The 22,310-nt window shown below is 71.3% G+C and carries 21 protein-coding genes; 7 read left to right on the top strand and 14 right to left on the bottom strand.

All coding sequences use genetic code 11. The features are described from left to right. Complete coding sequence (locus tag ABZ215_RS08075; RefSeq protein WP_354948673.1) at positions 1-411, top strand: DUF5994 family protein; 411 nt, start codon at positions 1-3, stop codon at positions 409-411. Here ABZ215_RS08075 and ABZ215_RS08070 read toward each other — a convergent pair. Further along, entirely contained in the window at positions 380-1,870 is a 1,491-nt protein-coding gene (locus ABZ215_RS08070; RefSeq protein ID WP_354948671.1) for an acyl-CoA synthetase, read from the bottom strand. The genes ABZ215_RS08075 and ABZ215_RS08070 overlap by 32 nt on opposite strands. A 50-nt stretch (positions 1,871-1,920) precedes the next feature. Between ABZ215_RS08070 and ABZ215_RS08065 the strand changes: the two genes are divergently transcribed. Further along, complete coding sequence (locus ABZ215_RS08065) at positions 1,921-2,361, top strand: GNAT family N-acetyltransferase (RefSeq protein ID WP_304413092.1); 441 nt, start codon at positions 1,921-1,923, stop codon at positions 2,359-2,361. On the opposite strand, the gene ABZ215_RS08060 is transcribed toward ABZ215_RS08065, so the two are convergent. After that, the gene (locus ABZ215_RS08060; protein WP_354712466.1) at positions 2,345-2,677 is read right to left on the bottom strand and encodes a helix-turn-helix domain-containing protein; all 333 of its coding nucleotides are present in this window, start codon (positions 2,675-2,677) and stop codon (positions 2,345-2,347) included. The two genes, ABZ215_RS08065 and ABZ215_RS08060, sit on opposite strands and share 17 nt — an antisense overlap. Positions 2,678-2,755: 78 nt before the next feature. On the opposite strand from ABZ215_RS08060, the gene ABZ215_RS08055 reads away from it, so the two are divergent. Then, positions 2,756-3,961 (top strand): MFS transporter, encoded by a 1,206-nt coding sequence (locus tag ABZ215_RS08055; protein WP_354948669.1) that lies wholly within the window; start codon positions 2,756-2,758, stop codon positions 3,959-3,961. Here ABZ215_RS08055 and ABZ215_RS08050 read toward each other — a convergent pair. Then, positions 3,910-5,751, bottom strand: coding sequence for an ABC transporter ATP-binding protein (locus ABZ215_RS08050; protein ID WP_354948716.1), 1,842 nt, complete (start codon positions 5,749-5,751; stop codon positions 3,910-3,912). The two genes, ABZ215_RS08055 and ABZ215_RS08050, sit on opposite strands and share 52 nt — an antisense overlap. Positions 5,752-5,828: 77 nt before the next feature. After that, positions 5,829-7,562 (bottom strand): ABC transporter ATP-binding protein, encoded by a 1,734-nt coding sequence (locus tag ABZ215_RS08045; protein ID WP_354948667.1) that lies wholly within the window; start codon positions 7,560-7,562, stop codon positions 5,829-5,831. A gap of 76 nt (positions 7,563-7,638) precedes the next feature. Here ABZ215_RS08045 and ABZ215_RS08040 point away from each other — a divergent pair, with 76 nt between their 5' ends. Beyond that, positions 7,639-8,250, top strand: coding sequence for a TetR/AcrR family transcriptional regulator (locus ABZ215_RS08040; protein ID WP_354948665.1), 612 nt, complete (start codon positions 7,639-7,641; stop codon positions 8,248-8,250). 68 nt (positions 8,251-8,318) lie between these two features. Beyond that, entirely contained in the window at positions 8,319-9,086 is a 768-nt protein-coding gene (locus ABZ215_RS08035) for an ATP-binding protein (protein WP_354948663.1), read from the top strand. Here ABZ215_RS08035 and ABZ215_RS08030 read toward each other — a convergent pair. The 8 genes from ABZ215_RS08030 to ABZ215_RS07995 form a co-directional block, all read right to left on the bottom strand. Continuing rightward, positions 9,046-10,959 carry a CheR family methyltransferase gene (locus tag ABZ215_RS08030; protein ID WP_354948661.1) on the bottom strand — a complete coding sequence of 638 codons (1,914 nt, stop codon included), beginning with the start codon at positions 10,957-10,959 and terminating at the stop codon, positions 9,046-9,048. The genes ABZ215_RS08035 and ABZ215_RS08030 overlap by 41 nt on opposite strands. Positions 10,960-10,977: 18 nt before the next feature. Continuing rightward, positions 10,978-12,021 carry a chemotaxis protein CheB gene (locus ABZ215_RS08025; protein WP_354948659.1) on the bottom strand — a complete coding sequence of 348 codons (1,044 nt, stop codon included), beginning with the start codon at positions 12,019-12,021 and terminating at the stop codon, positions 10,978-10,980. 71 nt (positions 12,022-12,092) lie between these two features. After that, entirely contained in the window at positions 12,093-12,491 is a 399-nt protein-coding gene (locus ABZ215_RS08020; RefSeq protein WP_354948657.1) for an STAS domain-containing protein, read from the bottom strand. 55 nt (positions 12,492-12,546) lie between these two features. Continuing rightward, the gene (gene mnmA / locus ABZ215_RS08015; RefSeq protein WP_027931947.1) at positions 12,547-13,635 is read right to left on the bottom strand and encodes a tRNA 2-thiouridine(34) synthase MnmA; all 1,089 of its coding nucleotides are present in this window, start codon (positions 13,633-13,635) and stop codon (positions 12,547-12,549) included. Then, entirely contained in the window at positions 13,635-14,831 is a 1,197-nt protein-coding gene (locus ABZ215_RS08010) for a cysteine desulfurase family protein (RefSeq protein ID WP_020422737.1), read from the bottom strand. Before ABZ215_RS08010 ends, mnmA begins: the two co-directional genes overlap by 1 nt. A 27-nt stretch (positions 14,832-14,858) precedes the next feature. Then, the gene (locus ABZ215_RS08005) at positions 14,859-16,211 is read right to left on the bottom strand and encodes an MFS transporter (RefSeq protein ID WP_354948655.1); all 1,353 of its coding nucleotides are present in this window, start codon (positions 16,209-16,211) and stop codon (positions 14,859-14,861) included. A 225-nt stretch (positions 16,212-16,436) separates the two neighbouring features. Next, complete coding sequence (locus ABZ215_RS08000) at positions 16,437-17,321, bottom strand: lysophospholipid acyltransferase family protein (protein ID WP_354948653.1); 885 nt, start codon at positions 17,319-17,321, stop codon at positions 16,437-16,439. After that, positions 17,318-18,097 carry a GNAT family N-acyltransferase gene (locus ABZ215_RS07995; protein ID WP_354948651.1) on the bottom strand — a complete coding sequence of 260 codons (780 nt, stop codon included), beginning with the start codon at positions 18,095-18,097 and terminating at the stop codon, positions 17,318-17,320. Before ABZ215_RS07995 ends, ABZ215_RS08000 begins: the two co-directional genes overlap by 4 nt. A gap of 187 nt (positions 18,098-18,284) precedes the next feature. On the opposite strand from ABZ215_RS07995, the gene ABZ215_RS07990 reads away from it, so the two are divergent. Continuing rightward, positions 18,285-19,433 (top strand): mechanosensitive ion channel family protein, encoded by a 1,149-nt coding sequence (locus ABZ215_RS07990; protein ID WP_354948649.1) that lies wholly within the window; start codon positions 18,285-18,287, stop codon positions 19,431-19,433. Between the two features lie 56 nt (positions 19,434-19,489). Here ABZ215_RS07990 and ABZ215_RS07985 read toward each other — a convergent pair whose 3' ends face one another. Then, positions 19,490-20,446 (bottom strand): electron transfer flavoprotein subunit alpha/FixB family protein, encoded by a 957-nt coding sequence (locus tag ABZ215_RS07985; RefSeq protein WP_020422732.1) that lies wholly within the window; start codon positions 20,444-20,446, stop codon positions 19,490-19,492. 18 nt (positions 20,447-20,464) lie between these two features. Further along, positions 20,465-21,250 (bottom strand): electron transfer flavoprotein subunit beta/FixA family protein, encoded by a 786-nt coding sequence (locus ABZ215_RS07980; protein ID WP_020422731.1) that lies wholly within the window; start codon positions 21,248-21,250, stop codon positions 20,465-20,467. A 213-nt stretch (positions 21,251-21,463) separates the two neighbouring features. Here ABZ215_RS07980 and ABZ215_RS07975 point away from each other — a divergent pair, with 213 nt between their 5' ends. After that, complete coding sequence (locus ABZ215_RS07975; protein WP_020422730.1) at positions 21,464-22,306, top strand: DegV family protein; 843 nt, start codon at positions 21,464-21,466, stop codon at positions 22,304-22,306. The last annotated feature ends 4 nt before the right edge of the window (positions 22,307-22,310 follow it).

Below are 22,310 nucleotides of genomic sequence, written 5' to 3'. Positions count from 1 at the left end.
ATGACGCTCAAGCCGGAGGCGCCTGCCACCGGGCAGGTCGACGGCGCGTGGTGGCCCAGGTCCCGCGACCTGTCCGCCGAGTTGCCCGCGCTGCTCGCCGCGCTGACGGCCCGGCTCGGCGCCGTCGAGCGGTCGACCTACCACCTGGACGGCTGGAACCCCGCAGGCACCAAGCTCGCCACCGGCGGGCGCACGGTGCGGCTGGACGGGTTCCGGTCGCAGCGCCCCGGCACCGTCACCCTCGTCGGCCCGGGCATGCGCCGCCTGACGCTGCTGGTCGTGCCGCCGGAGACCACCGACGCCGCCGCCGCGAAGGCGATGCGCGACGCGTCCCTTCCCGGCGGCGACGACAGCGTGGACAGCCTGATCGGCGACGAGCTCAGGAGAACTGCTCCCGCAGCTCGCGCTTGAGGATCTTGCCCGAGGCGTTGCGCGGGAGGTCCGGGACGAACCGGATCGCCTTCGGCACCTTGAACGCGGACAGCCGTTCCCGGACGTGGGCGATCAGTTCCTCCGGCGCTAAGTCCTCTTTGGACACCACGACCGCGGTGATCGCTTCGATCCACTTCTCGTCGGGGACGCCGATCACCGCGGCTTCGGCCACCGCCGGGTGCGTGTAGAGCGCGTCCTCGACCTCGCGGGACGCCACCAGCACACCGCCGGTGTTGATCACGTCCTTGATGCGGTCGACGACGTAGATGTAGCCCTCCTCGTCGATCCGCACCAGGTCGCCGGAGTGGAACCAGCCGCCGTGGAAGGCTTCCGCCGTCTCCTCGGGCTTGTCCCAGTACCCCTCGCACAGCTGCGGGCTCCGGTAGACGCATTCCCCGGACTCGCCCGGCGCCACGTCGTTGCCCTCGGCGTCGACCACGCGCAGCTCGACGAACAGCACCGGGCGGCCGGCCGAGTCGGGGCGCTCGGCGTGATCCTCGGGGCGCAGGATCGTCGCCAGCGGGCCGATCTCGGACTGCCCGAAGCAGTTGTAGAAACCCAGCTCCGGCATGGCTTCCCGGAGGCGGTCGAGCACCGGCCCCGGCATGATCGACGCGCCGTAGTACGCCTTGCGCAGCGCGCTCAGGTTTCGGGAGCCGAAGTCGGGGTGGTTGGCCAGCGCGACCCACAGCGTCGGCGCGGCGAAGAACGCGCCGTGCCGGTCCTCGGCCAGGCGGCGCAGGATGTCCGTCGGATCCGGCGTTTCCAGGAGCGTGTTCGTCGCGCCGACGGCCAGCCACGGGACGAGGAACACGTGCATCTGCGCCGAGTGGTAGAGCGGCATGACGTGCAGCGGGTCGTCGTCCGCGGTGAGGTCGAGGCCGGTGATGCACGAGAGGTACTCGTGCACCAGCGCGCGGTGGGTCATCATCGCGCCCTTGGGCCGGGACGTCGTGCCGGACGTGTACAGCAGCTGCACGAGGTCGCCGTCGGCCACGTCGACGTCCAGCGCGGGCGCCTCGCCGGACAGCGCGACCAGCGCGCCCTCGGCGTCGCGCAGCGGCACCACCTGCTCCAGCGGCGGCAGGTTGCCCGCCAGGGCGGGGTCGGCGAGCGCGACGCGGCTGCCGGACTGCTCGACCAGGTAGGCCAGCTCGCCGCCGGTGAGGTTGTAGTTGACGGGCACGTGCACGAGCCCGGCGCGGGCGCACGCGAGGAAGCCGATCAGGTAGGCGTCGGAGTTCTTGCCGTACGCGGCGACCCGGTCGCCCTTGGCCAGTCCGAGGCCGAGCAGGTGCGCGGCGGCGCGGGTGACGGCGGCGTCGAGTTCGGCGTAGGTCCAGGTGCGGTCGGCGAACTTCAGCGCGACGCGAGCGGGCCAGCGCGCGGCGCTGCGCCGGAGGATGTCCGCGACGGTGCTGGAGCGGAGCGTGGTCAAGGGGGACTCCTCCTTCGGCGCCGGTGCCATACTCGACTGTCGTGAGTGAGATCCACATTAGACGTGCCCGGCGCTCCGATGTCGAGGAGATCGTGGCGATGCTGGCCGACGACGACCTCGGCGCGCGGCGGGAGGCGCCCGGCGACCCGGCCTACCTGCGGGCGTTCGAGGCGATCGACGCCGACCCCGGCCAGCTGCTGGCGGTCGCGGAGCGGGACGGCGACGTGGTGGGCACGCTGCAGCTGACGTTCATCCCGGGCCTGTCCCGCCGCGGCGCGACGCGGGCGCTGGTCGAGGGGGTGCGGGTGCGGTCCGACCAGCGCGGCGGCGGGCTCGGGGCCAGGCTGATGGAGTGGGCGGTCGAGGAGTCCCGGCGGCGGGGCTGCGCGCTGGTGCAGTTCACCTCCGACGCCTCCCGCACCCGCGCGCACCGCTTCTACGAGCGGCTCGGCTTCGAGGCCACCCACCTCGGGTTCAAGCTGATGCTGTAGGCGGTTCCCAGTTCCGCACCAGGTCGAGCAGGCCCGGGAACCGCGCGTCGAGGTCGGCGACGCGCACCTCGCTGCGGCGCTCCAGCCCGTACTGCCGCTGGGTCGTCACCCCGGCCTCGCGGAGCAGCTTGAAGTGGTGGGTCAGCGTCGACTTCGGGCGGTCGATCCCGAACCAGCCGCACGAGCGCGGCACGCCCGGCGACTCCAGCAGCAGCTTCCGCACCATCCCGAGCCGCAGCGGGTCGCTGAGCGCGGACAGCACCACCTCCAGGCGCAGGTCCTCCCGGGCCGGCTGCGGCAACGTCTCCTCCGTCACAGTTCGAATAATATCGTACTAGTGCCTAGTTCGACTATCTTCCAACTAGTACGACAAAACTCGAACTAGGAGGAGATCGTGAAACGCACCGCCTGGCTCGCCGCCTGGCCGGTCCTCGCCGTGTTCGTCCTGTCCAACGCGCCGACCCCGCTCTACGTGCTCTGGCAGCGCGAACTCGGCTTCTCCGCAGGCGTCCTGACGGTCGTCTTCGCCTGCTACATCGCGGGCCTGCTCGCCGCGCTCCTGGTCGCGGGTGTGGTCTCGGACCGGATCGGGCGCAAACCGGTCCTGCTGCCCGCGCTCGCGCTGGGCATCGTGGCGTGCGTCCTCTTCGCGACGGCCGGTTCGGTGCTCGTGCTGGCGGTCGCGCGGTTCCTCACCGGGCTCGCGGTGGGCGCCGCCGTCTCCGCGGGCATGGCCGTGGTGCACGACGTCGCCCCGGGACAGGGCAAGACCGCGGCGCTGGCGTCGTCGACCGCGATGGTCCTCGGCGCGGGTCTCGGGCCACTGCTGGCCGGTGTCGCGTCGGAAACGCTGCCGGGGCCGACCGTGACGATCTTCCTCGCCGAGATCGTCCTGCTCGTCTCCGCCGCGGTCGTCGTCGCCCGGCTGCCGCTGCCCCGCCCGGTGAGCACGACCCGCACCTGGATCCGGATCCCGCAGGTCCACCCCGGCGGGCGGAGCGCGGTCCTGCGCGGCATCGCCGTGTTCGCGCCGGGCATCACGGCCACGTCGTTCGTGCTCTCGCTGGGCCCGTCCGTCCTCACCGAGCTGCTGGGCACCACCAACCGGATCGTCGCCGGCGCACTCGCGTTCGTCATGTTCCTCGGCGCGACGAGCGTCCAGTTCGCGGTGCGAGGCCTGCCGGTGCGGGCGATCCTGCTCGCCGGCACCGCCTCCACCACGGCAGGCATGGTCGCGCTGGTCGTCTCACTGCAGACGTCGTCGCCTGCCCTGCTCGCGGTCGCCGCGGTGCTCGCCGGGGCCGGTCAGGGCATGGGCCAGTTCGGCGGCCTCACCCTGATCAACGCGAGCGTCCCGGCGAACCGGCTCGCCGAGGCGACCGCGGCGCAGAACGTCGGCGGCTACGTGCCCGCGGCGGTCCTGCCGCTCGCCGCCGGGTTCCTCAGCGACGCCACCGGTCTCGCCACCGGCGCGACCGCGTTCGGCGCCGTCGTGACCGCCGCCGCGGTGGCGGGCGGCCTCGTCGCGGGACGAGGCCGCCCTGCCCGTCAGGTCGCCGCCTCCACCGGGCTGCGGAACTGCGCCGAGTACAGCCGGTAGTAGGCGCCGCCCGCGGCGAGCAGCTCCTCGTGCGTGCCCTGCTCCACGATCCGCCCCGACTCTATCACCAGGATCAGGTCGGCGTCGCGGATCGTGGACAGGCGGTGCGCGATCACGAACGACGTGCGGTCGGTGCGCAGCGCCGCCATCGCCTGCTGCAGCAGCGCCTCGGTGCGGGTGTCGACCGAACTGGTGGCCTCGTCGAGGATCAGCAGCGACGGGTCGGCGAGGAACGCCCGCGCGATCGTCACCAGCTGCTTCTCCCCCGCGCTGAGGTTGGTGCCCTCGTCGTCGATCACCGTGTCGTAGCCGTCGGGCAGGCTGCGCACGAACCGGTCGACGAACGTGGCCCGCGCGGCCGCCTCCACCTGCTCCGGTGTCGCCGACAGGTTGCCGTAGGCGATGTTGTCCCGGATGGTGCCGTTGAACAGCCAGGTGTCCTGCAGCACCATGCCGGTCTGGCCGCGCAGGTCGTCGCGGGTCATCGCGGTGATGTCCACGCCGTCGAGCGTGATCCGCCCGGCGTCCAGCTCGTAGAACCGCATGATCAGGTTCACCAGCGTGGTCTTGCCGGCCCCGGTCGGCCCGACGATCGCCACCGTCTGGCCCGGCTCGGCGACCAGCGACAGGTCCTCGATGAGCGGCCGTTCCGGGTCGTAGGAGAAGTCCACGTGCTCGAACTCCACCCGGCCCCGTCGCCGCTCCGGCACCGCCGGGGACGCGGTGTCCGGCTCCTGCTCCGCCGCGTCGAGCAGCTCGAAGACCCGCTCGGCGGAGGCGACGCCGGACTGCAGCAGGTTCGCCAGCGACGCCGCCTGGGTCAGCGGCTGCGTGAACTGGCGCGAGTACTGCAGGAACGCCTGCACGTCGCCGAGCGTCATCGTCCCCGTCGCGACCCGCAGCCCGCCGACGACCGCCAGCACGACGTAGCTGAGGTTCGACAGGAACATCATCGCGGGCATGATGATCCCGGAGATGAACTGCGCGCCCATGCCCGCCCGGTAGAGGTCGGCGTTGCGGCGCCCGAACTCCTGCTCCACCTCGCGGCGGCGGCCGAACACCGTGACCAGCTCGTGCCCGCTGAACGCCTCCTCGATGTGCGCGTTGAGAGCGCCGGTGTGCTTCCACTGCGCCACGAACAGCTTCTGCGAACGCTTCCCGATCACCCTGGTCAGCACGATCGACGCGGGCACCACCAGCAACGCGATCACCGCGAGCAGCGGCGACACCACGAACATCATCACCAGCACGCCGATCAGCGACAGCAGCGACGTGAGCAGCTGGCTCAGCGTCTGCTGCAGCGTCAGCGCGATGTTGTCGATGTCGTTGGTGACGCGGGACAGCAGCTCCCCGCGCGGCTGCCCGTCGAAGTAGCGCAACGGCAGCCGGTGCAGCTTCGCCTCGACGTCCTCGCGCAGCCGGTACACCACGCGCTGCACGGCGCCGTTGAGCAGGTGGCCCTGCAGCCAGCCGAACACCGACGCGGCCACGTACAGCACCAGCACCCAGGACAGCACGCGGCCGAGTGCGGCGAAGTCGATGCCGGCGCCCGGCACCACGTCCATCCTGGCGAGCATGTCGGCGAGGTTGGTGTTGCCCTCCGCCCGCGCCGCCGCGATCGCCTGCTCGGCGGTGGTACCGGCGGGCAGACGGCTGGAGACGAAACCGCCGAAGATGATGTCGGTGGCGTGACCGAGGATCTTCGGCCCCACCACGGTGAACGCGACGCTCGCGACGCCGCACGCGACCACGAACGCGAGCGTGAGCCGCTCCGGGCGCAGCCTGCCCATCAGGCGCCGGGCGCCCTCGCCGAAGCTCTTCGGCTTCTGCACCGGCCCGGCGGGAGCGCCGGGAAAACCTGGTCTGGTCACGCCGCTTCCTCCGCGGTGAGCTGGGACTCCACGATTTCGAGGTAGGTGGGGCAGTCGCGCAGCAGCTCCGCGTGCGTGCCCAGCCCGACGATCTCCCCGTTCTCCAGCACCACGATCTGGTCGGCGCCGACGATCGTGGAAACCCGTTGCGCCACCACGATCACCGCCGCCTCCGCGGTGTGCGGGGCCAGCGCGGCGCGCAGCCGGGCGTCGGTGGCGAGGTCGAGCGCCGAGAACGAGTCGTCGAACAGGTACACCTCGGGTTTGCGCACCAGCGCCCGCGCGATCGCGAGCCGCTGCCGCTGCCCGCCGGAGACGTTCGTGCCGCCCTGCGCGATCGGGGCGTCCAGTCCGCTGGGCATCTCCGACACGAACTCCCGCGCCTGCGCGATCTCCAGCGCCTCCCACAGTTCTTCGTCGGTGGCGTCCGGTTTCCCGTAGCGCAGGTTGCTCGCCACGGTGCCGGTGAACAGGTACGGCCGCTGCGGCACCAGTCCGATCCGGCTCCACAGCACGTCCGGGTCGAGTTCCCGCACGTCCACACCGTCGACCAGGACGCGCCCGGCGGTCGCGTCGAACAGCCGCGGCACCAGCGACAGCAGCGTCGTCTTGCCGGCGCCGGTGCTGCCGATGATGGCGGTGGTCTTCCCGGCCTCCGCGCGGAACCCGATGTCCCGCAGCACCGGGGCGTCCGCGCCCGGGTAGCGGAATTCGACCCCCTGGAACTCGACCGCGCCGTGCTCGGTGACCTCCCGCACCGGGCGCAGCGGCGGCCGCACCGACGACTCGGTGTCCAGCACCTCGGCGATCCGCTCGGCGCACACGGACGCGCGCGGGACCAGCGTCGCGATGAAAGTGGCCATGGTGACCGACATGAGGATCTGGATCAGGTAGTTCAGGAACGCCGTGAGCGCCCCGATCTGCATCTCGCCGCTCGCCACGCGGTGCGCGCCGAACCACAGCACGGCGACGCTGCTGGCGTTCATCACCAGCAGCACCGTCGGGAAGATGACCGCCTGCAGGCGGCCGACCCGCAGCGCGGTGACGGTCAGCTCGTCGTTGGCGACGGCGAACCGGCGCACCTCGTCCCGCTCGCGCACGAACGCCCGCACCACGCGGATGCCGGAAAGCTGTTCCCGCAGCACGCGGTTGACGCGGTCGATGCGGGTCTGCATGAGCCGGAACTGCGGCACCATGCGCCGCACCACGAGCCCGATGGCGGCCAGCAGTACCGGCACCGCGACCAGCAGCAGCCAGGACAGCCCGACGTCCTGCCGCAGCGCGAGCACGATACCGCCGACGCACATGATCGGCGCCACGATCAGGATCGTGCAGCCCAGCACCACGATCAACTGCACCTGCTGCACGTCGTTGGTGGTGCGGGTGATCAGCGACGGCGCCCCGAACTGCGCCACCTCGCGCGCGGAAAACCCGCCGACGCGGTGGAAAACGGCGGCGCGCACGTCGCGCCCGAAACCGGCCGCGCTGCGCGCTCCGAAGTAGACCGCCGCGACGGAACAGGCGATCTGCAGCAGCGTCACGGCCAGCATCCACCCGCCCGCGGAGAGGATGTATCCGGTGTCGCCGGTGGCGACACCGTGGTCGATGATGTCCGCGTTGAGGCTCGGCAGGTACAACGACGCGATGGTGCCCGCGAGCTGCAGCACCACCACCGCGGCGAGCGCTCGCCAGTACGGACGCAGGAATGTCCGCAATATCCGGTTGAGCACGATTCCCCCTAGGAACGGTCGGTATCCACTGTGTAGGCTACGCCCGTAAGAAACGCAACGTTTTTTAGGAGGGCGGGTGCCGGAGCCCAAGTCGAGGCGCCACGGGGCCGAACTGGAGGCCGCGATCCTGGATGCCGCGTGGGCCGAACTCGTCGAGGTCGGGTACGCCAAGCTGACGATGGAAGGCGTCGCGGCCCGCGCGGGCACCAGCAAACCGGTGGTCTACCGGCGCTGGCCCGGACGTCCCGAGTTGGTCCTCGCCGCGTGGCGCCGTCACATCCCGGACGCCGACAACCCGCCCGACCTCGGTGACCTCCGCTCGGATTTGCTGGCATTCCTGCATCGATTGGTGCACCGATTTCAGGACACACCGCGCGATGTGCTGGCCGGACTGATGAGCGAAACGGTTCGCGACCCCGAAGTCTTCGCCTTGCTGCTCAAGCAGATAGCGGCCGCGAAACACCGCCCCACCTTCGAAACCATCGTGCGGAGAGCCGTGGCGCGTGGCGAACTCCCGCCCGTCGAGATCACCCCGCGCGTCGCACGCGTCCCCCTCGACCTCGTCCGCGCCGAAGCCATCTTCCACCACGGGGAAATCGATGAGAAAACGATTACCGAGATCGTCGACGAAGTCTTCCTGCCCCTGTTGCGCGGATTGGCGCACAAGGAGTTCCATGTAGAGGAATGACCGGCCCCCCGGCGGGGTACCACCCCGCTGACACAACCGACGAGAAGCGTGGAGGCGGTGTCGGCACAATGAGCACCGCTGGACGGGTCCTCATCCGGCAACGGGACGTCGCCGGATGCACGGTCGTCGATATCGCCGGCCGGCTCAACGCCCAGACCTACGGTGAGCTCCGGGACAACCTGATCAAGCTGACCCTGGACCAGCCGCGGGCGTTGATCGTCCAGGTCGACGAACTGGACGTGGTCAGCGAGCCCGCGCTGACCGTCTTCTCTTCGGTGCGGATGCGCACCGACGCATGGCCGGCCGTGCCGGTGCTGCTCGTCGTGCACGATCCGCAGCGGCACCGGATGATCGCCGGCAGCGCCATTCGCCGCTTCGTCCCGGTCCACTCCTCGCTCGACGCGGCGGTCGACGCAGTGGCCGAACCGCCGCCCCGGCGACGGCGGAGGGCCGTCTTCCTCCCGCTTCCCAGCAGCTCGCACGGCGCCCGGGCGTTCGTCCAGGAGACCTGTCGCGAGTGGAACGTCAAGCACCGGCTGGAGGACGCGCTCGGCGTCACCACCGAACTGGTCGAGAACGCGATCACGCACGCGGGCACGGCGCTCGAGGTCCGGCTCGAGCTGCACGCGGGTTACCTGACCGTCGCCGTCCGCGACGAGGACCCGCACCCGGCCGTCCTGCGGCAACGGCCGAGCGGACGCCTGCAGGGCTACGGCCTGCAGGTCATCTCCGCCCTGTCCCGGGCATGGGGCTGCTCCCCCGCCCAGGACGGCGGGAAGATCGTCTGGGCCGTGCTCAGCGTCGGTCCCCGTCGCCTCGCGCCGTTCCCTGTTTGACGTCCGGCAGCGAGTCCGAGATTCCGTCGAGGGTTTCCATCACCAGGATCGCGCCCGCCGATTCGCCGCGGCGGTTGCGCAACGCGCCACAGGCGATTCGGACCGTGACTGAGCGACCGCGGCGGTTGACCGCGTCCAGCACGATCTGCTCCGTGAAGGACGCGTCGGTGAGGGCGGGCCGCACCACCGGGCGCAGCTCGGCGACCGGCAGCCCGATGTCGAGGTTCAGCAGGTGCTCGCCCTCGGCCTCCTCCGGGCGCAGTCCCCACAGGTCCTCCGCGCCCGCGTTCCAGGCGACCACCCGCATCTGCTGGTCGACCACCACGACGCCGGCCTGCAGCGAGGTCAGGACCGACTCCAGGAACTCGTTGACGTCGTCCAGTTCGCTGGTGCGGTCCCGCAACGTGTTGTTGATCGTCTGCAGCTCGTCGTTGGTGGACTGGAGTTCTTCGTTCGTGGTCTCCAGTTCCTCGTTGGTCGACTGGAGTTCCTCGTTCGTCGTCTCCAGCTCCTCCACCGTGGACTGGAGTTCCTCGTTGGTGGTCTCCAACTCCTCGGTCGTGGACTGCAGCTCCTCGTAGGCGTTCTCGCGCTGCCGGTTCGCGCTGGCCAGCTCGGCCAGCAGGCGGTGGTTCGTGGTGACGTCATGGAACACCACGGACACGCCGACGATGTCGTCGGAGAGCGAGATCAGCGGGCTGATGTGCAGTTCCAGCGCCAGCAGCTCACCGGGACCGCGCTGCCACTCGACGTCCTTGACCCGCAGGGCGCGCCGGTCGGTGCGCGCCTGCTCGATGTAGGACCGCAGCTCGACCGGCCGGTAGGAGATCTCCAGGTCCCGCAGGGGACGGCCGATGTCCCGGTCGGTCAGGCCGAACACCTGCTGCGCCTGCTGGTTCACCAGTGCGACGGCGTCGTCGGCCGTCACCACGATCTGCGCGACCGGGTTCGAGTCGAACGTGAGCGCGCGGAGTTCGTCGATCTGGTCCAGCGAGCTCCGGCGTTCCGGGATCAGTGGGTGGCTGAACGGCGAGGAGCCGCCGATCCCCGTCGGCACCTTGCGGAAGATCCGGTACCGCAGGTTCACCGGGTCGAAGATGCGGCTGTGCGACAGCAGCATTTCGGCCTTGCCCATGAACAACACCCCGCGCGGCACGAGCGCGAAGTGCAGTTTCCGCAGGATGTTCGTCTGCGTGTCGGCCGTGAAGTACATCAGTGTGTTGCGGCAGACGAGCAGGTCGATCCGGGAGATGGGGGCGTCCTGGACCAGGTCGTTGCGGCCGAAGATCACCGACCGGCGCAGGTCCTTGTGGAAGACGTACCGGCCCGCGCTGCGCTCGAAGTAGCGCTGCACGTACTCCGACGGGAGGTCTTCCACGTCCTTCGCCGTGTAGGCGGCCTGCCGGGCCTGGGCAAGCGCCTCTTCGTCGACGTCGGTCGCGTAGATCTTGACCCGCTGCCGGAACTGCTCCAGCCCCAGCGCCTCGGCCAGCACGATGGCCAGGCTGTAGGCCTCCTCGCCGGAGGCGCAGCCCGCGCTCCACACCCGGATCTGGTCGTCGGGCGAGCGCTCGGCGAGGATCATCGGCACGATCTCGGACTGCAGGTAGTCCCAGGCGTCGGGGTCGCGGAAGAAGTTCGTGACGTTGATCAGGATCGTGTTGAACAGCGCGCCGAACTCGTCGCTGTTGGCCTGCAGGTGGTCGAGGTAGTCCGCGTAGTTCTCGCAGCCGACGGTGACCATGCGCCGTCCGACGCGGCGCATCAGGCTGCTGCGCTTGTACCCGGTGAAGTCGAAACCGCGCGTTTCCTTCAGGTATTCGAGGATGGCCTCGAAACCCTCGTCCGTCGCGGGCTCGATCTGCTCGTTCACGGTGCGGACCTTACAAGGTCAGGCGGTCTCGTCCGAGGCGCCGTCCGGCAGGTCCGTCACGCTGGGCAGTCCCTCGAACAGGAACTTCCGCAGCACCGTCGCCGCGTGGCCGGCTTCGTCGCGGTGCCGGGAGTAGCGCCCGGCGACCAGGGGGTAACCGCGGCGTTCGGCGTCCTGCGTCATCCGGCCCGCCAGGTCCCGCTTCTCCTCGAGTGCGCGCAGAGCCGCCCACAGCGCCTGCTCGATGTCGCGGGACTGCTGCTGGAACAAGGCTTTCGCCGTCCAGGCGTGGCCGACCCGGCAGCGGTACCGGGTGCCCTCCTTGTCGAGTGAGAACAGCACGCCCTGGCAGTCCGGGCAAGCGAGGCCCGATGGCTCGGACACGTCGAGCACCTCCAGCGACACCGCGTTGCCCGGACCGTCGGACCGGGCGATGCGTGCTTCGATCTCCTCGATCAGGGGAAGGGGTTCGCCGTCACGCACCTCGACCGGCTCCCGCACCCGGTCGGCCAGCACGCCGCCGATCTCCATGGCTGGGACGACGTGGTCCGGGGACACCCTGGCCATCGCGTTCTCGGGCATCGCCGGGTAGATCGCGTCCTCGGGGTCCTGCACGATCGCGAGCCCGCCGCGGGACTTGATGGTGTCCAGCCCGGCGGAGCCGTCGTCGAGCGAGCCGGAGAGCACGACGCCGATCACCGCGGGGCCGTGTGCGAGGGCCGCGGACCGGAACAAGGCGTCGATCGCCGGCCGGTACCCGTTCTCGGTGGGGCCGCGGGAGAGCCGGCACGCGCCGTCCTCGACCAGCAGGTGGTGGTCCGGCGGCGCCACGTAGATCCGCCCGTGCCGCAGCGGCTCGCCCGAGCGAGCCGCCACCGCGGGCAGCGAGCCGGACCGGCTCAGGATCGCAGGCAGCGCGCTGGCCCCGCCGGGTGGCAGGTGCAGCACGACCAGGACCGCGGCGGGCAGGTTCCCGGGGAGACCGCCGGCGAAACTGCGCAGCGCCTCGACGCCGCCGGCCGAAGCGCCGACGACGACGATGTCCCTTAACCGTTCGGCCACCAGAACACGCCTTCCGCGAGGGTCCCGACTCCGCACCTCCGACGGTAGACCCTTTCGCGGTGGTCAGCAGATCATGGAGCCACGGCGTCGCACACGGACTCGTAACGGGTCAGGACCGAGGTCACGCCGGTGAGGTCGAGGACGCGGTTCGCGCGGCAGCTGGACGGCGCGACCAGCCGCAGCTCCCGGCCGCGTGCGCGCACGTCGAGCATCGCCTGCACGCCGGCGGCGCTGAGGAACGCGACCCCGGTCAGGTCGAGCACGACCGTGCCGGGCTGATCGGCGAGTGTCTCGGCGAGCCACGGCGCGGTGGAGAGATCGATCTCGCCGGTCGCGCGGACGACGGACGCCCCGGACCGGTACTCGACCGCGAGGTCCAGCAGCCGCTCGGTGAGCGGCGTGCGCGGCTCGTCGGACACCAGGTTCGCCCCCTCGGCACGTGGTCGCGTCTCCGGCCGGAACCGGACCACGATGCTAGCGCTGCCGGGCTAAACCGAACAGCCACCCAGTTCACCGGATCGGGCGTTACCCGTCGGTTGCCGCGATCTTCGCGCTGCCCAGCACGACGTCGCCTGCCGCATCCGGCCGGTAGAGCACGGCGACCTGGCCGGGGGCGACGCCGGTGAGCGGTTCACGCAGCTGAATCCGCACCTGGTCGCCGTCCACCTCGGCGACGGCCTCGCCGAGGCCGCCGTGCGCGCGGACCTGGACCACGCATTCGGTGGGGCCGTCGAGCGGCCCCGCGGGCCACACCGGGCGGTCGGCGCGGATCTCGCGGACGGTCAGCGCGTCGGCCGAGCCGACCTTGACCGTGCCGGAGACCGGCTCCAGCGCCAGCACGTACCGCGGCTTGCCGTCCAGCACCGAGCGGTCGATGCCGAGGCCCTTGCGCTGCCCGATGGTGAAGCCGTGCACGCCGGTGTGGCGGCCCAGCACGGCGCCGGTCTCGGCGTCCACGAGGTCGCCTGGCCGCTGGCCGAGGCGCTTCTCCAGGAACTTCTTCGTGTCGCCGTCGGGGATGAAGCAGATGTCGTGGCTGTCCGGCTTGCGGGCGACGGCGAGGCCGCGGCGTTCGGCTTCCGCGCGGATGTCCGGCTTGCGGGTGTCGCCCACCGGGAACATCGAGTGGCGCAGCTGCTCCGGCGTCAGCGAGGCCAGCACGTAGGACTGGTCCTTGTCCGGGTCGACCGCCCTGCGCAGCTCCGGCACACCGTCCACAACGGACAGCCGGGCGTAGTGGCCGGTGGCGACGGCGTCGAAGCCGAGCGCGATCGCCTTCTCCAGCAGCGCCTCGAACTTGATCTTCTCGTTGCAGGTGACGCACGGGTTGGGGGTGCGGCCCGCGGCGTACTCGCCGACGAAGGTCTCGATGACCTCCTCGGTGAACCGCTCGGCGAAGTCCCAGACGTAGAACGGGATGCCGAGGATGTCCGCGGCGCGGCGCGCGTCGTGGGAGTCCTCGATCGTGCAGCACCCGCGCGAGCCGGTGCGCAGGGTGCCCGGCTTGGCCGACAGCGCCAGGTGCACGCCGACCACGTCGTGCCCGGCCTCCACCGCGCGGGCCGCCGCCACGGCCGAATCCACTCCCCCGCTCATCGCGGCCAGTACCCGCATCACACCTCCTGCTTGTTCTTGCGCAGCCCGGACAGCCCGGCCTGCCGCGCCCGCGCGACCACCGCCGCGATCTCCCGGGCCACCGCGTCCACGTCGTCCGGAGTGGACGTGTGCCCGAGCGAGAACCGCAGCGAGCCGCGGGCCGACGCGGCGTCGGCGCCCATCGCCAGCAGCACGTGGCTGGGCTGCGCGACCCCCGCGGTGCACGCCGAGCCGGTCGAGCACTCGATGCCCTTGGCGTCCAGCAACATCAGCAGGCTGTCGCCCGCGCAGCCGGGGAACGTGAAGTGCGCGATGCCGGGCAGTCTGCCCTCGCCCGTCGGCATGCCGTTGAGGATCACGTCCGGCACCTCGCGCCGGACGGCCTCGATGAGCGCGTCCCGCAGACCGCCGACCCGCTCGGCGTAGCGGGGCTGCTCGCGCACCGCTTCCTCGACGGCCGTCGCGAACGCGCGGATGGCGGGCACGTCGAGCGTGCCGGAGCGGACGTCGCGCTCCTGGCCGCCGCCGTGCAGCAGCGGCACACACTCGGTGTCGCGGGACAGCACGAGCGCGCCGACGCCGTAGGGGCCGCCGAGCTTGTGCCCGGTGAGGGTGAGCGCGCTGACGCCGCTGTCCGCGAAGTGCACCGGGACGGCGCCGACGGCCTGCACGGCGTCGGTGTGCAGCGGGATTTCGTGCTCCGCGCAGATCGCCGCGAGCTCGGCCATCGGGTTGACCGTGCCGACCTCGTTGTTCGCCCACATGACGGTGACCAGCGCCACGTCGTCCGGGTCCGCCTCGATGGCCTTGCGCACGGTCTCCGGCAGCACGCGGCCGTGTTCGTCCACGTCGAGCCAGGTGACCTCGGCCTGGGCGTGGTCGGCGAGCCACTGCACCGCGTCCAGCACGGCGTGGTGCTCGACCGCGCTCGCCAGGACGCGGCGGCGCTTCGGGTCGGCGGCCTGGCGCGCCCAGTAGATGCCCTTGACCGCGAGGTTGTCGCTTTCCGTGCCGCCCGCGGTGAAGATGACTTCGGACGGACGGGCGCCCAGCGCCTCGCCGATGACCTCCCGCGCTTCCTCGACGGCCCGCCGCGCGCGGCGGCCGGAGGAATGCAGCGAGCTGGCGTTGCCCACCGTGGACAGCGCCTCGCTCATCGCCGCAATGGCGGACGGCGACATGGGGGTGGTCGCCGCGTGGTCGAGATAGGTCATCGCACTACCAGGGTAGACCGTGCGGTATCACTCGCGTGTGGGCCACCGCCGGGTGATGACGACGCCCACGGCGGCGAGCGCGGCGAGCGTGAGCGCGAGCACACCCAGGGCGGGCGCGGGCTCGTGCGCCGAGGCGAGCAGGCCGAGCAGGACCCCGCCGAAACCGACGGTCAGCGCCGAGGTGACCCAGTCGCCCAGCTGCATGGCCGAGGTGTTGAACCCGCGCTCGTGCTCGGGTGAGAACCGCAGCAACAGCAGGGAGATCGACGGGTAGGCGATGCCCATGCCCGCCCCGCCGAGCAGGCACGCGACGAACGCGAGCCAGCCGGGGAACCACGGCTGCGCGACGAACCCGAACAGCAGCACGGCGACGGCGACCATCCCGAACCCGGCGCGCAGCAGCTTCTCGCGGGACCAGTCCGGGTGGCGGCCCTGCACGGCGGAGGCCGCGGACCAGGTGAGCGCGGAGGCCGTCAGCGGGAGCCCGGCCAGCGCCGGGCTGTAGCCGTGGACGGTGGCCATGGCCAGCGGGAGGTAGGCCTCCATCCCGGCGAAGGCGCCGCCGAGCAGCGCCCGCGAGGCGACGACCGTCGGCAGGCCGGGCCGCGCGGTGACCGTCCCCGGCGGCACGAGGCGGCGGACGGCGATGGCGAGCGCGAGGAGGCCGGCCGCGCCGTAGCCGAGCGCGGCGGGGCTGGGGTGCTGGGCGGCCCAGGTCAGCGCGGCGACCCCGGCCGCGGCGGCGAGGGCCACCAGGACCCCGGCACGGCGTTGGCCGGCGCCCGCGGTGTGGGTGAGCCGTCGCGCGACCGGGATCAGCATCAGCAGGCCGACCAGGGCCAGCGGCACGAGGCCGAGGAACACCCAGCGCCAGCCGAGGTGCTCGGTGATGAGGCCGGCGACGGTCGGCCCGACGACGGCGGGCAGCACCCAGGCCGCCGCGTTGGCCGCGTACATGACGGGCCGTTCCCGGTCGGTGTAGACGAGCGCGATCAGCAGCGAGACGGCGACCAGGACGATGCCCGAGCCGAGCCCCTGGAGGACGCGACCGGCGAGCAGGAACGCCATGTCGGTGGCGGTCCCGGCGACGACCAGCCCGGCGAGGAACAGCCCGGGCCCGGCGATCATGGGAATGGCGGGCCCCCGGCGGTCGCAGACCCGCCCGGACAACACGGTCGCCACGACGCTGGCGACGAGGAACGCGGTGAACGGCCAGGAGTAGAGCCGCTGCCCCTCCAGGTCGGCGACCATGGTGGGCATCGCGGTGGCGACGCCCATGCTCTCGAACGCGATGAGGGTGACGACGAGCAGGCTGGCCACGGTGGTCGTCCGGTGCTCGGCCGTCCACAGCACCCCCCGCGACCGGGCTTCGACGATCATGAGTTCAGGCTGCAACCTCCACCACACTGGAGGTCAAGGAGAGAAGCCACCCACAACCCGCCGCCCAGCAACGAAAGTCCGAAACCTCCCGAACCACTCCCCTCCCGCAACCCGATCCCCAGCCAAATCGGTTGCCGAGCCACCGGGTCAAGGCACGCTTTCCCGCCTTGACGCGGTGTCTCGGTAACCGAACAATTCAAGATCGGGTTCGGAAGGGGCTTCTTCTCATCCGGGCGTAGCGAAGCGAAGCCCGGCGCCCTCAACACCCGCGTAGCGCCGCCCAATGGAGCCCCGCTGCGAAGGCAAAGCCACATTCCCCAACGCAGCCTGCACGGAAGCCTCAGCCAGCGCAGCCAACTCCCGCCGATCCGAAGCACGCCCCGGCGCGATCTCCCCGCACACGGTCACCTCGAGCACCAGCCCGCGCAACGCGGCGACCCGCTTCAGCGAATCGATCAGCGACTCCGGCCCGATGAACGCGGGCTGGGTCGTCTCGCGGCCGTCGGCCATCCGGTAGCGCAGCGCGAGCGGCCGCACCGGGACACCGGCGTCGATCGCGGCCTGGAAGGTCGCCGGGCGGAACCGGCCGGACGCCAGGCCGCACCACGTGGTGCCCTCGGGCGTCACGTTCACCAGCGAACCGGCCCGCAGGGCGGCGGCCAGCTGGTCGATCGTGGACGGCAGTGTCGACAGCCGTTCGCGGTCCAGGAAGATGCTGCCGCCGCGCGCGACCAGCGTGCCCAGCACCGGCCAGCCCGCGATCTCCCGCTTCGCCAGCGCGCGCATCGGGCGCACCGCGTTGACCGCCACGATGTCCAGCCACGAGATGTGGTTGTTCACCACCAGCGCCCCGCGGCCGCCGCTGTCCAACGGCTCGCCCCGGACCACCAGTCGCACCCCGAACGCCCGCAGCACACCGCGGAACACCAGCCGTGCCACCGAATTCCGGCACCGCGGCACGAACATCACCGGCAGGGCCCCGAATGCCAGCAGCACCACGCCGGCAGCGGCGGTGAACCGCAGCGCGCGCCGCACCCCGCCGACCGACGGCGCGCCCGGCGTCAGGCACCCGTCGCCGCACGGCGAAGCGGGCATCCAGGGGTGGCTCATGCCTGGTTCCCGAGGAAGAACTTGAGGTAGCGCTCGCCCATCTGCTGCAGGTCGAGCAGGGTGAAGAAGTCGGCGACGGCGAAGTCCGGGTCGTGCGCGGGCGGGCCGCACACCTTCGCGCCGAGGCGGGTGTAGCCCTTGATCAGCGGCGGCAGCAAGGCGCGGGCCGGGCGCGCGATGTCCGCGTCCTGCCACGGGTTCAGCGGCGTCACGCGCTGCGACTCGGGCGCGTAGTGCTTGGCGAGGAGGAGGTCCCACACGCCCGCCGCGTAGGAGCCGCCGTCGGTGAGCGGGACCGACGCGCAGCCGCCCAGGTAGCGGTGCCCGGACAGCAGCATGTACCGCCCGATCCCGGCCCACACCAGGCTCACCACGGCGCCGGTGCGGTGGTCGGGGTGCACGCACGAGCGGCCGGTCTCGACGAGGGAGCCCCGCAGGCCGGCGAGGTTCGACAGGTCGAACTCGGTTTCGGAGTACAGGCCGCCGGCCCGCTCGGCGCGTCCCGGCGGGAGCATCCGGTAGGTGCCGACGATCTCGCCGGTGTTGTCGTCGCGCACCACGAGGTGGTCGCAGAACTCGTCGAACCGGTCGGCGTCCACGCCGGGCGCGGAGTGCAGGGTGGCCCCCATCTCCTCGGCGAAGACCTGGTAGCGGAGCCGTTGTGCGGCAACCACTTCGTCGTTGTCGTAGGCGACGAGGAGGGAGTAGCGGGCAGCGCCATCGGGGAGCTGGCCGTCCTGGCTGTCGGTGCTGACGAGCAACTGGGACCGCGTCATGTCTGTAGGTGTACCGGCGGGAAGGAAACCGCCAGGAGGTTCATCGCGTGACCACCTCGTGCACGTTGGATGAACCACGGGTTCTCAGGGTTCTCTCAGGAAGCCTGCGTGATCAGGCTCAAGTCATGAGATCGACACGATCGGGGTATGGCCTCACGGAACGTGGTGCCGACCGGAAGTGAGAGGGATGTCCGGCAGCTGGTTGCGGATCGTGGTGGCGCTCGGCGTGGCGGCGGTGGTGTTCGGCCTGTTCCTGGCCGTGGAGTACGTGCTGCGGCGGGTCCTGCGGCGGCTCGGTCAGCGCGCGACCGTGCTCGGTGAGCTCGGCGAGCACATCCACGCGCCGCTGCGGTGGTTCGGCGCGATGATCGTCCTGCGCATCACCGTGCTCGTCGCGTTGCCCACCGGGTCCTGGCGCAACGCCACCTCGCACGTGCTGACGCTGGCGCTGATCGGGACCGGCGCGTGGCTGCTGGCCGGCGTGCTGACCGCGATCGAGCAGACGATGCTCGGCCGGTGGCGCGTCGACGTCGCCGACAACCGGCACGCGCGGCGCATGCAGACGCAGATCCGGCTGGTGCGGCGAGTCATCGTGGCCGCGATCGCGGTGCTCGCGCTCGGCGCGATGCTGATGACGTTCCCCGGGCTGCGCACGGCGGGCACCAGCCTGCTGGCCTCGGCCGGTGTCATCGGCGCGATCGCCGCGCTGGCCGCGCAGTCGTTGCTTGGCAACGTGTTCGCCGGGCTGCAGATCGCGTTCAGCGACGCCATCCGGCTGGACGACGTGGTGATCGTGGAGAACGAGTGGGGCCGCGTCGAGGACATCACGCTGACCTACCTGGTGGTGCACCTGTGGGACGACCGGCGGCTGGTCATCCCGACCGCGCAGTTCATGTCGCAGCCGTTCGAAAACTGGACCCGCCGCGACGCCGCGCTGCTCGGGACGGTGGAGCTGGACGTCGACTGGACGATGCCGGTCGACGAGATGCGCGACGAGCTGCGGCGGATCCTGGAGTCGACCGACCTGTGGGACGGCCGGGTGAGCGTGCTGCAGGTGACCGACGCGACGCACACGCTGGTGCGCGTACGGGCGCTGGTGAGCGCGGTGGACGCCGGCACGCTGTGGGACCTGCGCTGCCTGGTGCGGGAGCAGCTGGTGCAGTGGCTGCGGAGCAAGCACCCATACGCCGTGCCGCGCGTGCGGACCGAGCGCGTCCCCGAGACCCCGTCGCGCCGCACCGAGGAGGAACCGCCCGAGCAGGACGCGCGCGTGTTCGGCGGCAGCGTCGACGGCATGGTGCGGGAGCACGCCTTCCACGGGCCTGGCCGGTCGTGAAAAAAGGGCCACCGCCGGAAAATCCGGCGGTGGCCCCTCAGGCATCAGGCGAGCCCTCAGCTCTTGCGCTTGGTGACCTCTTCGGTCAGCTGCGGCGCGACGTTGAACAGGTCGCCCACCACGCCGAAGTCGGCGATCTCGAAGATCGGCGCCTCCGGGTCCTTGTTGACCGCGACGATGGTCTTCGAGGTCTGCATGCCGGCCCGGTGCTGGATCGCGCCGGAGATGCCCAGCGCGACGTACAGCTGCGGCGACACCGTCTTACCGGTCTGCCCCACCTGGAACTGCGCCGGGTAGTAGCCGGAGTCGACCGCGGCGCGCGAGGCGCCGACGGCCGCGCCGAGCGAGTCGGCCAGCTTCTCCACGACCTCGAACTTCTCGGCCGAACCGACACCGCGGCCACCGGACACCACGATCGTGGCCTCGGTCAGCTCGGGGCGGTCGCCGCCGACGACCGGCTCCACGCCGGTGATCTTCGCCGACTTGGCGGCATCGACTGCGGGCAGCTCGACGGCCTCCTCGGCCGCCGCGCCCTCGGCCTGCGCGGCCTCGACCGCACCCGGGCGCACCGAGATGATCGGCAGGCCCTGGGCCTTCGACTTCACCGAGTACGCGCCACCGAAGATGGACTGCTCCACGGTGCCGTCGGAGTTGACACCCACGGCGTCGTAGATCAGGCCGCCGCCGACGCGGATCGCCAGACGGCCGGAGACCTCCTTGCCCTCGGCGGACGCGGTGACGATCACCGCCGCCGGGGAGGCCTGCTCGACCAGCTTGGCCAGCGCGTCGACCTTCGGGGTCACCAGGTAGTTCGCGGCGTCCTCGGACTCGGCCACGTATACCTTCTGGGCACCGTAGGCGCCCAGCTGCTCCTTGAACTTGCCGGCGGTGCCGGGGGCGCCGACGACGACGGCCGACGGCTCGCCCAGCTCGCGGGCGGCGGTCAGCGCCTCGAACGTGGTCTTCTTCAGCTCGCCGTTGAGGTGGTCGACGAGAACCAGAACTTCAGCCATTGCTCCGTTGCTCCTGCCTCAGATGATCTTCTGGCCGACCAGGTACTCGGCGATCTTGCTGCCGCCGTCACCCTCGTCCTCGACGCGCTCACCCGCGGTGCGCGGGGGCTTCGGGGCCGCTTCGACCACAGTGGACAGCGCGCTGCCGAGGCCGACGGCGCCCGCGTCGACGCCGAGGTCGGCGATCGTCAGGGTCTCCACCGGCTTCTTCTTCGCGGCCATGATGCCCTTGAAGGACGGGTAACGCGGCTCGTTGATCTTCTCGGTGACGCTCACCAGCGCGGGCAGGTTCGCCTCGAGGTGGGTCAGGCCGTCGTCGGTCTCCCGGTCGGCCTTGACGGTGGTGCCCTCGACGGTCAGCGACCGGACCTGGGTCAGCTGCGGCAGCCCGAGCAGCTCGGCCAGCATCGCGGGAACGGCGCCGGCGCGGCCGTCCGAGGCCTCGTTGCCGGCGATGACCAGGTCGAAGCCCTCGACCTTGCCGACGGCGGCGGCGAGCACCTTGGCGGTGGCCACGGCGTCGGAGCCGTGCAGGGCCTCGTCCGAGACGTGGATGGCCTTGTCCGCGCCCATCGAGAGGGCCTTGCGGATGGCGTCGGTCGCGCGGTCCGGGCCCACCGAGATCACGGTGACCTCGCCCTCGCCGGCTTCCTTGATCTTCAGCGCTTCTTCGACCGCCTTCTCGTTGATCTCGTCGAGAACGGCGTCGGCGGACTCGCGGTCGAGCGTGTGGTCACCATCGGAGAGCTTGCGCTCCGAATAGGTGTCCGGCACCTGCTTGACCAGGACAACAATGTTCGTCATTGGTCCCCTTCGACCTCCCTGAACCAGCCTTACTGGTCGGTAGCGTAGGGAGATTTCAGCCCCGACGCGCCCCGAGGTGACGGCATTCACCCGGAATCCCGATTTATCGGGACGATCGTTCAGCTTTATCTCCGATGCGCCCAGGCTACTCCGAGTGGACGCTTGCGCGGATGGGTTACCCCGGATGGTGCGATCGGTCTAACCTGACTTCCCGTGCCCAACCACGTCGCCGTAGTGACCGACTCGACCGCGTCCCTGCCGGAGCAGCTGCGCAAGCAGTGGGACATCTCGGTCATCCAGCTCCAGCTGCAGGTGGGCGACCAGGTCGACGAGGAGAACCGGTTCGACCGCGGCGAGCTGACCGAGGCGCTGAAGGCCGGGCAGCGGGTGAGCACGAACCCGCCCGATCCCGGCGCCTTCTTCTGGACCTATCAGGACGCCGCCGCGGCCGGCGCGAGCGCGATCGTGAGCGTGCACATCTCGGAGCGCATGTCGGCGACGCTGGCGTCCGCACGGGAGGCGGCGCGGCAGGTGCAGATCCCGGTGTACCCGCTGGACAGCGGCACGACCGGGATGAGCCTCGGCTTCGCCGTGCTGTCCGCGGCCAGGGCCGCCGCGGCGGGCGGACGGGTCGAGCGCGTGATCGAGGCGGCGCAGCGGCGGTTCGCGACCAGCAGCGAACTGCTCTACGTGGACACGCTGGAGTACCTGCGCCGCGGCGGCCGGATCGGCGGCGCGGCCGCGCTGCTGGGCACCGCGCTGTCGATCAAGCCGCTGCTCACCGTGCGCGACGGCGAAGTGGCGCCGCTCGCGCGGGCCGCCGGCAGCAGGCGCGCGCTGGCGAAGCTCGTCGACCTGGCCGCCGCACGGGCCGGCAATCTGCCCACCGACCTGGCGATCTCCTGCTTCCGCCCCAGCGAGCGCGAGCTGATGCTGGTCCAGCAGCTGCGCGAGCGGATCCCGAACGTGACCGAGCTGAGCATCGTCGAGGCCAGCACCGTGATCGGCGCGCACGTCGGCCCCGGTGCGCTGAGCATCACGGTCTCCCCCGGGTAACCGT

This window comes from Amycolatopsis sp. NPDC006131 (genome assembly GCF_040614175.1).
Taxonomy (GTDB): Bacteria; Actinomycetota; Actinomycetes; order Mycobacteriales; family Pseudonocardiaceae; genus Amycolatopsis_E; species Amycolatopsis_E tucumanensis.
Note: the sequence above shows the minus strand (reverse complement) of the source record. Positions and strands in the feature narration are given on the sequence as shown.